Here is a 13,829-nt window from a genome sequence, read left to right as displayed (position 1 = left end):
ACCCGTAACTCGCGTGATCAGAGCCGGAACTCGCGTGATCAGAGCCGGAACTCGCGTGATTGAAGCCGGAACTCGCGAGTTACGGCTTCAATCACGCCAGTTACGTGCTCGATCACGCGAGTTACGTGCGGGTGCGGAAGGTGCGGGCCGACAAGGTCGAGCCGGCCAGCGCGGCTGCCGCGGCGATGGCCAGGGCCGCGAGAAGGGACCAGCCGATCGGGCGGGCCAGGGCCAATGCCCGGGTCGCGTCGATCGCGTACGTCAGAGGGTTCACCGCCGAGACCGCGCGGACCCACGCCGGCATCGTGTCCAGCGGCATGTACGCGCTGGAGGAGAACATCAGCGGGAACATCACCACGAACGACGCCGCCTGGAGCGTCTCGGCCTTGCGCAGCCACGTCGTGATCGCGACGAACACCCAGCTCAGGCACCAGCCCACCACCATCGTCAGCAGCAGGGCCAGCCCGAGGCCGGTCAGGCCGCCGGCCGGGCGGAAACCGAGGAAGACCACGCTGGCCAGCGCCGTCACCACCAGCTGGACGCCCAGCCGGGCCGAGTCGGCGAGGGTCCGGGCCACCAGCACCGAGAACAGCGAGATCGGCAGGCACCGCAGGCGTCCGGTGAAGCCGCCGTAGATCTCCGCCAGCAGGCCGGCGCCCGAGCTCATCGCCGTCGTCATCGCGATGTTGACCAGCGTCGCCGGCACCAGGAAGTTCACGTAACCCTGGTACGCCGCGACGCCCGGCAGCGCCCCGACACCGCTGAACACCTGGCTGAACAACAGAAGCAGCACCACCGGCTGCAACAGTCCGAAGAAGACCAGCCGCCGGTCGCCGAACGCCGTGCGCAGCGAACGGGCCGCCAGCACGCGGACCTGCGTCCAGAAGCCGGATTCGGGCCAGGCCGCCGGGTCGGCGAGCGCGGCCACCGCCGCGTGGTGCCGGGCCTGCGTCACGACGCCACCGCCGTCCGGTGCAGCGAAAGGTAGACGTCGTCGAGCGTCGGCTCGGTCACCGTCAGGTCCCGCAGCGGCGCGCCGGCCGCGTCGAGCGCGCGCACCAGCACCGGGATGTCGCCCGGTCCGCTCAGCGGCACCGCGAGCACCAGCCCGGTCCGGCCCGCCGCGAGACCGAGGCGCGCGAGCGCGTCGACCGCGCGCCGCAACGCCAACTCGGTGCCGAAGGTCAGCGTCGCCGTCCGGTTGCCGAGCCGCGCCTTGAGCTGCGACGGCGTTCCCGACACGGTGATGTGCCCGAGGCCGAGGACGACGACGTGGTCGGCGAGCCGGTCGGCCTCTTCGAGGTACTGCGTGGTCAGCACGACGGTCGTGCCCCGCGCCGCGAGGCCGTCGACGATCGACCACAGCCCGGACCGGCTGACCGGGTCGAGACCGGTGGTGGGCTCGTCGAGGAACAGCACCTGCGGCGCGCCGACGAGGCCCGCGGCCAGGTCCAGGCGCCGCCGCATCCCGCCGGAGTAGGTGCCGGCCGGGCGGTCCGCCGCGTCTTCCAGGCCGAACGACGCGATCAGCTCGGCGGCCCGCGCCTGCGCCTGCCGCGGCTTCGCGCCCAGCAGCCGCGCGATCAGCACGAGGTTCCCACGGCCGGACAGGGCGTCGTCGACCGCGGCGAACTGCCCGGTCACCCCGATCCGCCGCCGGACCGCGCGCCCGCGCTGCACGACGTCGTAGCCGCAGACGCGGGCGGTGCCGGCGCTCGGCCGGACCCGTGTGCTGAGGATGTCGATCAGCGTCGTCTTCCCGGCGCCGTTGTGGCCGAGGACCGCCAGCACCGCGCCGCGGGCGACGCTGAGGCTGATCCCGGCGAGCGCGGTGACTTCGCCGTACTGCTTCGCGAGGTCAGTCACGGCGATGACCGGCTGGTTCATGGCCGCTCCTTTCCCTGCCCGGAAAAAGGTATCGGGACGCGGTGGTGACGAGCAAGAAGATGGCCACCATTCGCCGTGCGCGTGACAATTTTCGCGGACGCGGATCGTCCGCACGTGACAACCGTTGACCTGCGTGACCGTTCATGGCGGGGCCGATCCCCTGCGCGTGACAAAGAATTGGCGGCGGCTTGTTCGGCAGGAATTACGGAGGTACTTTCGCTGAAATTCCCCCATTCCTCGAGGTGACGAGCCGTGAAGTTTTCGTGGAAGTCGAGAAAGCCCGCCTACGGCCTCGCCGTCGCGACGGTCGCGGGCATCGCGGCGACCGTCGCGCTGGTCGGGGCGGGGCCGACCGAGGCCGCGCCGGTGAGCCTGACGCTGAACTACAACTGCCCGTTCCCGCTGATCGGCGACCAGGTCCTGACGGTCAAGATCGACACGAACCTGCCCGACGACGCCGTGGCGGGCGCGTCGTCGACGCCGATCACGTTCGACGTCGACGTCACCGTGCCGGAGACCGCGACCGAGGGCCTGACGCTGGTCGGCGCCACCTCGCTGGACGGGAGCGCGAAGGCCGCGGCCCAGCTCAAGTACCCGGTGGACAAGACGCTGAACTTGAACCTGCCGCTGACCATCGCCTCGACGCCGGTGCCGGCCTCGGGCGCGTTCCACGTCAAGAGCAGCGGCAAGGCGCCGGCCGTGACGTTCCCCAGCCCGGGCACCGCGTCGGTGACGGTCGGGAACTTCAGCACCACGATGACCCCGCGCACCGCGGACGGCCAGCCGACCGACCTCGGCACGTTCACCTCGGACTGCGTCGCCGTGCCGGGCCAGAACCAGCAGCTGGGCACGTTCGAGATCAAGCCGGCGGGCGGCACGACGACGCCCACCACGCCGACGACCCCGACCACGCCCACGACCGAGCCCACGACTCCGACGACGGCGCCCACGACTCCCACCACTGAGCCGACGACGCCGACCACCGAGCCGACAACACCGACCACTGAGCCGACCACTCCGACGACGGAGCCCACGACTCCGACGACAGAACCGACCACGCCGACGACCGAGCCGACGACGCCGACCACCCCGACGACGGAACCCACGACTCCGACGACGGAACCCACCACGCCGACGACCGAGCCGACGACGCCGACCACTGAGCCCACGACCCCGACGACGGAACCCACCACGCCGACGACGGAACCGACGACTCCCGCCACCGAGCCGACGACGCCCACCACGGAACCGACCACGCCGACGACCCAGTCGACCACGCCCCCGGGCGGCATCGACGTCAAGTACTCGGTGAAGGGCAAGTCGACCCTCAAGCAGCTGCACGCCACACTGCCGCTCGGCCCCGGCAGCCTCGACGCCAAGCTCGACGGCGCGTCCGGCAAGTTCGGCGCGCAGCTGAAGCTGCCGAAGTCCGATGTGGACTTCCGTGTCCTCGGCTTCATCCCGGCGTCCGCGACCGTGCAGCTCGACCAGGTCGGCGCCATCAACGGCACGCTCACCGGCGGCGCGGTCAAGGCGAACGCGCAGGTCGACGTCCAGCTCACCAAGGTCCGCGTGTTCGGCTTCCCGATCCTGTCGTCGAAGTCGTGCCACACGGTGAAGCCGGCCGACGTGCCGCTCGCCTCGGCGCCCGGGTTCGACCCGCTGAAGGGCGGCAAGCTGACCTCGACGTACGGCATCCCGCGGTTCACCGGCTGCGGCTTCCTCACCGGCCTGATCACCGGCATCACTTCCGGCCCGGGCAACAAGCTCGAAGTGAACTTGACCAAGAAGTGAACTTGTTACTACGAACCATGAGGAATTCCTGATGCCAGTGCTGACACGCGCGGTGCCGCTCCTGCTCGTGCTGGTGCTGGCCGCGTTCTCGCTCGGCGCCGCGGAAGCCGCGCCGAGCGAGGCCGTGTCTGATAAAGATGCGTCTGCACCCCAAGCCGCCACCCAGATCCCCTTCGGGTTCACCCTCGGGGACGCGCAGCAGCCGACCACGAGCCACGTGGCCAAGCTCGGCTCCGACATCGCCTTCCCGCCGGGGACCTTCGACGGCGCACTGGGCGGCCTCACCAACACGGTGCCGATCACCGGAAAGCTGGCCATCCCGCCCACAAACGGGTACTTCGTGGCGTTCCGGTTCATGGCCACCACCGGCCGGGTCGAGATCATCCCGGACGGCGACGCCACCGGAACGGCCACGGTGCACACGGGCAAGGACAAGGACTGCAAGGCCACGCAGACGAACATCTGCGCCGACACGGACGTGACCGCGAAGGTCTTCATCAAGCTCTCGGACGCCGAAGTGGACGGCAAGACCCTCGACGTCGGGCCGGACTGCCGGACGGCTCAGCCCGCGTCGGTCACCATCAAAGCGCTGGTGCCGATCTCGCTGCCGGCCCCGCCGGTGAAGGTGACCTCCACCTTCACCGCGCCCCCGTTCGCCGGCTGCGTCGGGCACGAGGACCTGAGCCGGTTGCTGACCGGTCTCGTTTCGGGGCCGGGCAACACCTTCGTCTCGAACCTCACGTTGCGGTGCTTCAGCACCGGGTGCAAGGCATGACGATCCAGGTGCAGCAGCGGGCCGCGAACGGCCTGCGCGAGTTCGGCCGCATGTGCGCGATGGGCCTCGACATCATCATCGCGATGGTCCGCCGGCCGTACCAGGTCCGCGAGTTCGTCCAGCAGTTCTGGTTCATCGCCAGCGTGTCCATCGCGCCGGCGATCCTCGTCTCCATCCCGTTCGGTGCGGTGATCTCGCTCCAGCTCGGCTCGCTCACCAGCCAGATCGGCGCCCAGCAGTTCAACGGCGCGGCGAGCGTCCTGGCCGTCGTGCAGCAGGCCAGCCCGATCGTCACCACGCTGATCATCGCCGGCGCCGGCGGAAGCGCCATCTGCGCGGACCTCGGCGCGCGCAGCATCCGCGAGGAGATCGACGCGATGGAGGTGCTCGGCGTCTCGGCGATCCAGCGCCTGGTCGTGCCGCGGGTGCAGGCCGCCGTCTGCGCGTCCGTGCTGCTCAACGGCCTGGTCAGCGTCGTCGGTGTGCTCGGCGGCTACTTCTTCAACGTCATCATCCAGGGAGGCACTCCCGGCGCGTACCTCGCCAGTTTCAACGCCCTCGCGCAGTTGCCCGACCTCGTCGTCAGTTCGGTGAAGGCGGTGATCTTCGGCTACCTCGCCGGGGTCGTCGCCTCCTACCGCGGCCTGAACCCCAAGGGCGGCCCCAAAGGCGTCGGTGACGTGGTCAACCAGTCCGTCGTCATCACCTTCCTGCTGCTGTTCTTCGTCAACACCGTGCTCACCGCCCTGTACCTGCAACTCGTTCCGGCGAAGGGGACCTGAGTGGCCATCCTCGGCAAACCCGGCGACCGGCTGTTCGACCTCGGCGACCAGCTGCTCTTCTACGTCCGCGCGCTCGCGGCCGTCCCCCTGGCCGTGACGCGCTACTTCCGCGAAGTCGTGCGGCTGCTGGCCGAAGTGACCTTCGGCAGCGGCGCGCTCGCGGTGATCGGCGGCACGATCGGCGTGATGGTCGGGCTGTGCGTGTTCACCGGGGTCACCGTGGGCCTGCAGGGGTTCAGCGCGCTCAACCAGATCAACATTTCCGCGATGACCGGGTTCCTCACCGCGTACTTCAACACGCGCGAGATCGCGCCGCTCGTCGCCGGGCTCGCGCTGTCGTCCACTGTGGGCAGTGGGTTCACCGCGCAGCTCGGCGCGATGCGGATCTCCGAGGAGATCGACGCGCTCGAAGTGATGGCCGTGCGGAGCATGCCGTACCTGGTCACCACGCGGATCATCGCCGGGTTCATCGCGATCATCCCGTTGTACGTCGTCGGGTTGCTGATCTCCTACCTCGGCTCGCGGCTCACGACGGTCGTCTTCTTCGGACAGTCCGGCGGCACCTACGACCACTACTTCACGCTGTTCCTGCCGCCCGGCGACGTGCTGTGGTCGTTCGGCAAGGTGCTCGTCTTCAGCGTCGGCGTGATCCTGACGCACTGCTTCTACGGCTACCGGGCAAGCGGCGGCCCGGCCGGTGTCGGCGTCGCGGTGGGCCGGGCCGTGCGGACGTCGATCGTGCTGATCAGCGTGCTCGACCTGTTCCTGTCCCTGGCCATCTGGGGTGCGACGACCACGGTGAAGGTGTCGGGATGAGCCGGTTCGGCACGCAGCTCGCCGGGGTCGCGTTCCTCGGCGTGCTCGTCCTGCTCGGCTACCTCGCGGTCGCCATCTACGACAAGGACTTCGACGACTCCGAAGTGGTGACGCTGCGAGCGGACCGAGTCGGCAACCAGCTCGCGCCGACGGCCGAGGTGAAGGTCAAGGGCGTGCCGTTCGGCGAGGTCCGGGCGGTGCGCAGCACGCGGACCGGCGCCGAGATCGACCTCGCGCTCGACCCGGCGAGAATCGGCCTGCTACCAGAGAACGTCTCCGCGCGGCTGCTGCCGAAGACGGTGTTCGGCGAGCGGTACGTCAACCTCGTGTTGCCGGACCGTCCACAAGGGAAACTCGGCGCGGGTGACGTCATCGCGCAGGACCACTCGTCGAGCGCGATCGAGCTGGAACGCGTCCTCGGCGACCTGCTGCCGCTGCTGCGCGCCGTCCAGCCGCAGAAGCTGAACAGCTCGCTCGGTGCGATCTCGCAGGCCCTCGACCACCGCGGGCAGCCGATCGGCGACAGCATCGTGCGGCTGCAGGATCTTCTGGCGCAGCTCAACCCGCTGATGCCGCAGTTCAAGGCGGACATCACCGGGCTCGCGAACGCGGCCGACGTCTACACCACCGCCGCGCCGGACATCCTGCAGGCGCTCACCGACCTGTCAACGACCGCGAAGACCATTGTGGACACCCGCGCGGACCTCGACAACCTGTACACGAGCGTCACCAGCGCCACCGGGCACCTGAACGACTTCCTGCGGAAGAACAAGGACAACATCATCGGTGTCTCGGTCGAAAGCCGCCCCTCCCTGGAGCTGCTCTCGCAGTACTCGCCGGAGTTCCCGTGCCTGTTCGACGCGGTCAACCGGCTCAAGCCGCTGATGGAGAAGACCCTCGGCAAAGGCACGAACGAGCCGGGCCTGCACGTGACGCTCACCGTGCAGAACCCGCGCGAGAAGTACGTGCCCGGCCGCGACACCCCGCGGTTCGACGCCACCGGCGGGCCGAATTGCTACGGCGGTGGGGCGGCGGCCGCCGGTGCCACCGACGGTGATTTGGGCCCGGCGAACTCGCCGGGTGAGCGGCAGCTCGTCGCCGAAGTCCTGAAGCCCGCACTGGGCGACGTGCCGGACTGGAGCAGTGTCCTGATCGGACCGGCGCTGCGCGGGACGGAGGTGACCGTCCGATGAGGAGCGTTGCCGGCCCCGCGATCAAAGGCCTCCTCTTCTTCCTGGTCACCGCGGTCGCCACCGGGATCCTCGCGATCACCATCGCCAACTCGAGCGTCGGCGCGACCATCGGCTACACGGCCCGGTTCACCGACGCGACGTCGGTCAACCCCGGCGACGAGGTCCGCATGGCCGGCGTCCGGATCGGCCAGGTCGACGAGGTGCACGTCGTCGAACACCGGCTGGCCGACGTCGCGTTCTCCGTCGACCGCACGCACCGGCTCACGTCGTCGGCCTCGATCACCATCCGCTACCGCAACCTCGTCGGGCAGCGGTACCTCTCGGTCGACCCGGGCGCCACCGACATCTCGCCCACCCTCGGCGAAGGCGCGCAGATCCCCCTGGAACGGACCAAACCGGCGCTCGACCTCACCGCGTTGTTCAACGGTTTCAAGCCGCTCTTCCAGGCGCTGTCGCCGAACGACGTCAACCAGCTGTCGTTCGAGATCATCCAGGTCCTGCAGGGCGAGGGCAGCACGATCGAAAGCCTGCTGCAGCACACGGCGTCGCTGACGTCCACTTTGGCCGGCAAGGACGCCGTGATCGGGCAGGTGATCGGCAACCTCAACACCGTGCTCGACACCGTGAACGCCCAAGGCGACCAGTTCGACGCGCTCGTCGACACGACCGCGCAGCTGGTCACCGGCCTCGCCGCGGACGCGAAACCGATCGGGCAGGCGATCGGCGGGCTCGGCGAGCTGACCACCGCCACCGCCGACCTGCTGCAGCAAGGACGTCAGCCGCTCAAGGACAGCATCACCGCGCTCGGCGACCTGTCGAAGAACCTGGCCGACAACACGCCGGTGTTCCAGCAGTTCATCGACAACCTGCCGAAGAAGCTCGACCGGATCGGCACGCTCTTCTCCTACGGCTCATGGGCGAACTTCTACCTGTGCGCGGTCGACTCCGACGCGAAGCCCGCGCCGGGCGGACCCCCACCGGGTATTCCCGTGACCGCTGCGAGGTGCCGATGAAACCGCCGCGGATCAAGCCGTTCCGCAGCCGCGACCCGATCGTGGTCGGTGCGGTGACCGCGCTGGTCATGGCCCTGGCCGGCAGCGCGACCTTCTTCTCCGACGACCTGCCGCTCCTCGGCGGCGGCACCACGTACAAGGCCGAGTTCCACGAGGCAGCCGGGTTGAAGCCGAACGACGAGGTCCGGGTCGCGGGGGTGAAGGTCGGCGAGGTCACCGACGTGCGGCTGGCCGGCGACCACGTCGAGGTGCTGTTCCGGGTCAGGGACACCTGGGTCGGCAACCGGACCACGGCGGCGATCAAGATCAAGACACTGCTCGGCCAGAAGAACCTCGTGCTCGACCCGGTCGGCAACGGCGAGCTGAACCCGGACCAGCCGATCCCGGCCGAACGCACGAGCTCGCCCTACGACGTCACCGAGGTGTTCAACGACCTGGCTAGCACGGTCGGGGCCATCGACACGAACCAGCTCGCACAGGCGTTCCGCGTGCTGTCCGACACGCTCGGCGCGTCCGCCCCCAGCGACGTCAAGACGGCGTTCGACGGGATCGCCGCCTTGTCGCAAACGCTTGCGTCCCGCGACGACGAGCTGGTGAAGCTGTTCCAGAACACCAACCAGGTGTCGAAGACGCTCGGTGAGCGCTCCGACCAGATCCAGGCCCTGATTCGAGACGGCAACACGCTGCTCACCGAGCTCAACGCCCGCAAGGACGCTATCGCGTCCCTGTTCAGCGGCGTCAAGAACCTCTCGATCCAGCTGCGCGGGCTGGTCGCGGACAACCAGAAGACGCTCGGACCGGCGCTCGACCAGCTCGACCGCGTCGCGACCGTGCTGCAGCAGAACCAGGGGAAGCTGGAGGACAGCCTTCGCCTGGCCGGGCCGTTCTACCGGCTGCTCGGCAACGCCGTCGGCAACGGCCGGTGGATCGACACCTACATCTGCGGGCTCATCCCCACCGGCACGACGCCGGGCAGCTGCCTGCCGCCGAAGAACGGGGGACGCTGATGGCGCACCAGCTCATCGACCTGGGAGCCCAGGCTCGCCGGCGAACGCGATCACAGGCCCTGACGCTCGGTGTCGTCCTCGCGCTGGTGGTCTCGGCGGTCTGGCCCCTGGTCACCGCGCCGGCCGAGCGCACGCTGACCGCCTACTTTGCGGCCGCCGTCGGCGTCTACCCCAACTCGGACGTCCGCGTCCTGGGCGTCGCGATCGGGTCCGTGTCCAAAGTGGAGCCGAACGGCACCGACGTCAAGGTGACCATGACGCTCAAGCCGGACGTCCAGCTCCCGGCCGGCGCCGGAGCCGTCGTCATCACCCCGAGCCTGGTCGCCGACCGGTACGTGCAGATCACGCCCGTCTACCAAGGCGGGCCGCGGCTGGCCGACGGCGCGTCGATCCCGCGGGAGCGCACCGCGACGCCGGTCGAGGTCGACGACCTGCTGCACAGTTTGAACCAGCTGATGACCGCGCTCGGCCCGCAGGGCGCCAACAAGGACGGCGCGGTCAGCGAGGTGCTGACCAAGTCGGCGGAGTACCTCGACGGCAACGGGCAGACGATCGGCACGGCGATCAAGAACCTCGGCGAGTTCGCGCGCGCGGCGAGCGACTCCAAGGACGACCTGTTCGGCTCCGTCGACAACATCAGCAAGTTCACCGCGATGCTCGCCGCCAACGACGGGCAGGTGAAGCAGGCCATCTCGCAGATCGCGTCGCTCAGCAAGGTCCTGGCCGACCAGCGCGACCAGTTCTCCGGCGCGCTGACCGAGCTGACCCAGGCGCTGGGCGTCGTGCAGGGGTTCATCAAGGACAACCGCGGCAAGGTCCAGTCCGATGTGGACAAGCTCGCCGACGTAACCAAGGTGTTGGTGAACCAGAAGGACTCTCTCGCCGAAGCCCTCCAAGCGGCCCCGAACGCCCTGACGAACCTGCTGGGCGCCTACGACCAGGCGAACGGAACCATCGACGGCCGCGGCAACCTCCTCGAATTCCCGGAGCCGAAATGAAGTCCCTGGTCAAGCTGGCCGCGGTGGTGACGCTCGCGCTGGTCACCACCGGCTGCGGGCGTGGGGTCAGCGTCTACGACATCCCGCTGCCCGGCGGCGCCGCGCTCGGCGACCACCCGATCCACGTGAGGGCGAGCTTCACGAACGTCCTCGACCTGGTGCCGCAGTCCGGGGTCAAGGTCAACGACGTGCCGGTCGGGCAGGTCGTCAAGGTCGAACTGGCGCCCGACGGGCACAGCGCGCTCGTCGACCTGCTGCTGAACGGCGACGTCGACCTGCCGGGCAACGCCGTCGCGCGGCTGCGGCAGGCCAGCATCCTCGGTGAGAAGTTCGTCGAGCTGGCCCCGCCGGACGACGCGACGCCGTCCGGCCGGCTCCTCGACGGCGCGGCCATCCCGCTCGACCGTTCCACGCTGACGCCCGAGATCGAGGAGGTCTTCGGCGCGTTGTCGTTGCTGCTCAACGGTGGCGGCGTGGCGCAGGTCCAGAACATCAGCCACCAGCTCGACGAGGCACTCGGTGGTCGCGAAACCGCGGCGCGCAGCCTGCTGTCCAGTTTGGACGCCTTCGTGAAGGGTCTCGACGAGCACCGCACCGAGATCACCCGGGCCATCGAGAGCGTCAACAAGCTGGCGCAGACGCTGAACGCGCACACCGACCAGATCACTACGACGCTCAACGGCCTGACGCCCGGCATCGGCGTCCTCAACCAGCAGCGGGAAGCGCTCGTCGGGATGCTCAAGTCGCTCGACGGCCTGACGTCCGTCGCCGTCGACACGGTGAACCGCAGCAAGGACGACCTCGTCGCCGACCTCAAGGCCCTCGAACCGCTGCTACGGCGCCTCGCCGACTCCGGGGACAAACTGCCGAAGGCGATGGAGATGATCTTCACCTTCCCGTTCCCGGACGCCGCCCTCGACACGATCCGCGGCGACTACCTCAACGGGTTCCTCAAGGTGGGCCACTGATGCTGACCCGGTTCGTGCGCGTCCAGGTGACCGCCTTCGTCGTCATCGCCGTGCTCGGCGTCGCCTACGTCGGGGCCACCTACGCGGGCCTCGACAAGGTGTTCTTCGACCGCGGCTACACCGTCAAGGCGCAGTTCCCGACCGGTGGCGGCATCTTCACCAACGCCGAGGTCACCTACCGCGGGGTGCCGATTGGCCGCGTCGGCGAGCTGCGGCTTACCCCGGCCGGGATGGAAGCCGACCTCGAGATCGACTCCGGCACCGCGCCGGTCCCGGCCGACACCGAAGCCGTCGTCGCCGACCGGTCGGCCATCGGCGAGCAGTACGTCGACCTCCGGCCGCGTGTGGACGGCGGGCCGAAGCTGCGGGACGGTTCGGTGATCACCCAGGCCGACACGAAGATCCCGCTCCCGGTCGACGTCGTCTTGTCGACGGTGGACTCGTTCGCCGACTCGGTGCCCAAGCCGGCGTTGCGAACGGTCGTCGACGAGCTGTACAACGCGACGTCCGACGCCGGCCCGGCGCTCGACCAGCTCATCGGCCGCGGCATCGAGTTCGTGCAGGCGGCGAGCGCGCACGTGGCGCCGCTGACCCGGTTCGTCACCGACGCGCACGTCGTGCTCGACACGCAGGTGCAGCAGGCCGACGCGATCCGCAGCTTCGGCGCGAACGCGAAGCTGCTCGCGTCCACTTTGAAGCAGTCCGACGGCGACCTGCGCACGCTCATCCCGGCGGTGCCCGCGGCGGCGAACGAGGTCGGTGCGCTGATCCGCGACTCCGGGCCGCAGCTGGGTGTGCTGCTGGCCAACCTGCTGACCACCGCGGACGTCCTCGAAACGCGGCAGAGCGGGCTGCGGCAGCTGTTGATCACCGCGCCGGCGGCGGTCGCCGCGGGCAGCGCGGTCGTCCGGCCGGACGGCGCGCACTTCGGGCTGTCGCTCACGTTCTTCGACCCGCCGCCCTGCACCACCGGCTACCCGACGCCGTACCGCGACGGCCTCGACACCTCGACCCGCCCGCTGAACACGGCCGCGCGGTGCGCGTTGCCGAAGGGCGACCCGACGAACGTGCGGGGTTCGCAGAACGCACCGGGAGGACGGCCGTGAGGATCTTCGTGTGGCCGGCCGCGGTCTTGGCGACCGTCGCGGCCGGGTGGTCCGGGTTCACCTGGTGGCAGGCGGCGCACGACGACGGCGTCGCGCGGGCAGTCGTCCGGGAAGACGCGCTGCAGGCGGGCCGGACCGCCGTCGCCGGACTGACCACTTTGGACTACCGGCAGGCGGCGCCGGGGTACCAGCACTGGCTCGAGCTGTCGGGCGGCGCGCTGCACGACGAGCTGGCTGCCGATCGTCAAGGCAGTCTCGACCGGATCGCGCAGGCGAAGACCGTCACCACCGGCAAGGTGACCGACGCGGCGGTGACCGAAGTGGACACCGGCGCGGGCACGGCGAAGCTGATCGCGTCGGTCGAGCTGGTGGTGGCGCCCGAAGGCGGGGACGCCGTGACGAAACGCAACCGGTTCCAGGCCGACCTGAGCCGCGGGCCCGAGGGCTGGCGGGTCACCGGGCTGGGCCAGGTCCCGACGGGGGAGGCGCCATGAAGGCAGCGACGAAGAAGCGCTCGGTGAAGGTCGCGGGCCGCCACCACGACTCCGAGGACCAAGACTCTCGTGAGTGTGAAACAGGGTTAGAACCCGGTTTCCCACTCACGACCGCCCGGCCACGACGGAAGCTGCTCGCCGCGATCGCTGTGGTGATGGCCGGTCTCGCGGTGTGGTTCACGCTCGAAGCGCGGAGCACGAACGCCGTCGTCGCGCACAACACCGCGCTTTCCGACGTCGCGGGCACCGGAGACGCCGGGAAACAGATCAGCGCTGCGCTCGGCACGCTGTTCTCCTACCGCTACGACGACCCGGCCAAGAACGAACGGGCGGCGAAAGAACTCCTCGCCGGCCCAGCCCTCGCGCAGTACGACCAGCTCTTCGGCGAGGTCCGCAAGCTCGCGGCCGACCAGAAGCTCGTGGTCACCTCGACCGCGGTCGCGTCCGGCGTGAAACTGCTGGACGGCGACCGCGCGGCGCTGCTCGTGTTCCTCGACCAGACCGGCACGAGAGGCGATGGGCAGCACAGCACCGGGGCCGCTCAGCTGAGCGTCACGGCCGAGCGCGTGGCCGGGAAGTGGCGGGTCAGCGGGATGTCCGCCGCGTGATTGTCACCCTGACAACAGGCGTTGCCCATCGGGCAGTGAACGGAATGACAAAGTATTTCCGCACATTCTCGGTTCGTTGACAGGGATTCAACGCGGGAAATACGGTGAATCATCGATCCACCGCGAGAAATGCGCGAGGAATCCATGCTCACGAGTTCTGAACCGGTCTTCGGTGGTCGCGCCGGCTCTTCGCCCGCCACCACGCCGCCGGCCGGCGCTGTCGGCGCGCCCGGTGAGCAGGTCGTGATCGTCGTCGAGCCGGCCGTCCCGGCGCCGCGCGGTCGGATCGATCTTGCGGTCCGGACCGCGATTTCGCCCGGCTGGCTGTCGTGCTGCTACCGCTCAGGCGGGCGACGTGCCGCTACCTCGGTGGCCCGCTCGTCCCGGA

The 13,829-nt window shown here is 69.6% G+C and carries 14 protein-coding genes; 12 read left to right on the top strand and 2 right to left on the bottom strand.

Going from position 1 to position 13,829, the window contains the following annotated elements; translation table 11 throughout:
* Positions 1 to 121 precede the first annotated feature (121 nt).
* A complete protein-coding gene (locus tag AB0M59_RS33540) occupies positions 122 to 955 on the bottom strand; it encodes an ABC transporter permease (RefSeq protein ID WP_364623447.1) in 834 nt (277 codons plus the stop codon).
* Positions 952 to 1,887: an ATP-binding cassette domain-containing protein gene (locus AB0M59_RS33535; protein ID WP_364623444.1), complete on the bottom strand. Its 936-nt coding sequence runs from the start codon at positions 1,885 to 1,887 to the stop codon at positions 952 to 954. The genes AB0M59_RS33540 and AB0M59_RS33535 overlap by 4 nt, the downstream gene beginning before the upstream one ends.
* Before the next feature lie 252 nt (positions 1,888 to 2,139).
* Here AB0M59_RS33535 and AB0M59_RS33530 point away from each other — a divergent pair, with 252 nt between their 5' ends.
* The 12 genes from AB0M59_RS33530 to AB0M59_RS33475 are packed head-to-tail and all read left to right on the top strand — an operon-like array spanning position 2,140 to position 13,441.
* The gene (locus AB0M59_RS33530; RefSeq protein ID WP_364623441.1) at positions 2,140 to 3,681 is read left to right on the top strand and encodes a DUF6801 domain-containing protein; all 1,542 of its coding nucleotides are present in this window, start codon (positions 2,140 to 2,142) and stop codon (positions 3,679 to 3,681) included.
* A gap of 31 nt (positions 3,682 to 3,712) precedes the next feature.
* Positions 3,713 to 4,456, top strand: coding sequence for a hypothetical protein (locus AB0M59_RS33525; protein WP_364623438.1), 744 nt, complete (start codon positions 3,713 to 3,715; stop codon positions 4,454 to 4,456).
* Positions 4,453 to 5,238 carry an ABC transporter permease gene (locus AB0M59_RS33520; RefSeq protein WP_364623435.1) on the top strand — a complete coding sequence of 262 codons (786 nt, stop codon included), beginning with the start codon at positions 4,453 to 4,455 and terminating at the stop codon, positions 5,236 to 5,238. The genes AB0M59_RS33525 and AB0M59_RS33520 overlap by 4 nt, the downstream gene beginning before the upstream one ends.
* On the top strand, positions 5,239 to 6,054 hold the full coding sequence (locus tag AB0M59_RS33515) for an ABC transporter permease (protein ID WP_284745804.1): 816 nt from the start codon (positions 5,239 to 5,241) through the stop codon (positions 6,052 to 6,054).
* Positions 6,051 to 7,247, top strand: a complete 1,197-nt coding sequence (locus AB0M59_RS33510; protein WP_364623432.1) for an MCE family protein — start codon at positions 6,051 to 6,053, stop codon at positions 7,245 to 7,247. Before AB0M59_RS33515 ends, AB0M59_RS33510 begins: the two co-directional genes overlap by 4 nt.
* A complete protein-coding gene (locus AB0M59_RS33505; protein ID WP_364623429.1) occupies positions 7,244 to 8,260 on the top strand; it encodes an MlaD family protein in 1,017 nt (338 codons plus the stop codon). Before AB0M59_RS33510 ends, AB0M59_RS33505 begins: the two co-directional genes overlap by 4 nt.
* The gene (locus AB0M59_RS33500) at positions 8,257 to 9,267 is read left to right on the top strand and encodes an MCE family protein (RefSeq protein ID WP_364623427.1); all 1,011 of its coding nucleotides are present in this window, start codon (positions 8,257 to 8,259) and stop codon (positions 9,265 to 9,267) included. Before AB0M59_RS33505 ends, AB0M59_RS33500 begins: the two co-directional genes overlap by 4 nt.
* Positions 9,267 to 10,265: an MCE family protein gene (locus tag AB0M59_RS33495; protein ID WP_364623424.1), complete on the top strand. Its 999-nt coding sequence runs from the start codon at positions 9,267 to 9,269 to the stop codon at positions 10,263 to 10,265. The genes AB0M59_RS33500 and AB0M59_RS33495 overlap by 1 nt, the downstream gene beginning before the upstream one ends.
* Positions 10,262 to 11,233, top strand: coding sequence for an MCE family protein (locus tag AB0M59_RS33490; RefSeq protein WP_364623422.1), 972 nt, complete (start codon positions 10,262 to 10,264; stop codon positions 11,231 to 11,233). Before AB0M59_RS33495 ends, AB0M59_RS33490 begins: the two co-directional genes overlap by 4 nt.
* Entirely contained in the window at positions 11,233 to 12,339 is a 1,107-nt protein-coding gene (locus AB0M59_RS33485; RefSeq protein ID WP_364623420.1) for an MlaD family protein, read from the top strand. Before AB0M59_RS33490 ends, AB0M59_RS33485 begins: the two co-directional genes overlap by 1 nt.
* Positions 12,336 to 12,833, top strand: coding sequence for a hypothetical protein (locus AB0M59_RS33480; RefSeq protein WP_364623417.1), 498 nt, complete (start codon positions 12,336 to 12,338; stop codon positions 12,831 to 12,833). Before AB0M59_RS33485 ends, AB0M59_RS33480 begins: the two co-directional genes overlap by 4 nt.
* Complete coding sequence (locus AB0M59_RS33475; RefSeq protein WP_364623414.1) at positions 12,830 to 13,441, top strand: hypothetical protein; 612 nt, start codon at positions 12,830 to 12,832, stop codon at positions 13,439 to 13,441. The genes AB0M59_RS33480 and AB0M59_RS33475 overlap by 4 nt, the downstream gene beginning before the upstream one ends.
* Positions 13,442 to 13,829 lie beyond the last annotated feature (388 nt).

It is taken from the genome of Amycolatopsis sp. NPDC051371 (assembly GCF_040682155.1).
GTDB lineage: Bacteria > Actinomycetota > Actinomycetes > Mycobacteriales > Pseudonocardiaceae > Amycolatopsis.
The sequence above is the reverse complement of the archived record's forward strand: the minus strand, read 5'-3'. Positions and strand labels throughout refer to the sequence as shown.

Coding starts and splice junctions, on each gene's coding strand:
- AB0M59_RS33520 (WP_364623435.1), top strand. CDS start 4,453: ATGACGATCCAGGTGCAGCAGCGGGCCGCGAACGGCCTGCGCGAGTTC.
- AB0M59_RS33485 (WP_364623420.1), top strand. CDS start 11,233: ATGCTGACCCGGTTCGTGCGCGTCCAGGTGACCGCCTTCGTCGTCATC.
- AB0M59_RS33535 (WP_364623444.1), bottom strand. CDS start 1,887: ATGAACCAGCCGGTCATCGCCGTGACTGACCTCGCGAAGCAGTACGGC.
- AB0M59_RS33525 (WP_364623438.1), top strand. CDS start 3,713: ATGCCAGTGCTGACACGCGCGGTGCCGCTCCTGCTCGTGCTGGTGCTG.
- AB0M59_RS33495 (WP_364623424.1), top strand. CDS start 9,267: ATGGCGCACCAGCTCATCGACCTGGGAGCCCAGGCTCGCCGGCGAACG.
- AB0M59_RS33490 (WP_364623422.1), top strand. CDS start 10,262: ATGAAGTCCCTGGTCAAGCTGGCCGCGGTGGTGACGCTCGCGCTGGTC.
- AB0M59_RS33475 (WP_364623414.1), top strand. CDS start 12,830: ATGAAGGCAGCGACGAAGAAGCGCTCGGTGAAGGTCGCGGGCCGCCAC.
- AB0M59_RS33510 (WP_364623432.1), top strand. CDS start 6,051: ATGAGCCGGTTCGGCACGCAGCTCGCCGGGGTCGCGTTCCTCGGCGTG.
- AB0M59_RS33500 (WP_364623427.1), top strand. CDS start 8,257: ATGAAACCGCCGCGGATCAAGCCGTTCCGCAGCCGCGACCCGATCGTG.
- AB0M59_RS33505 (WP_364623429.1), top strand. CDS start 7,244: ATGAGGAGCGTTGCCGGCCCCGCGATCAAAGGCCTCCTCTTCTTCCTG.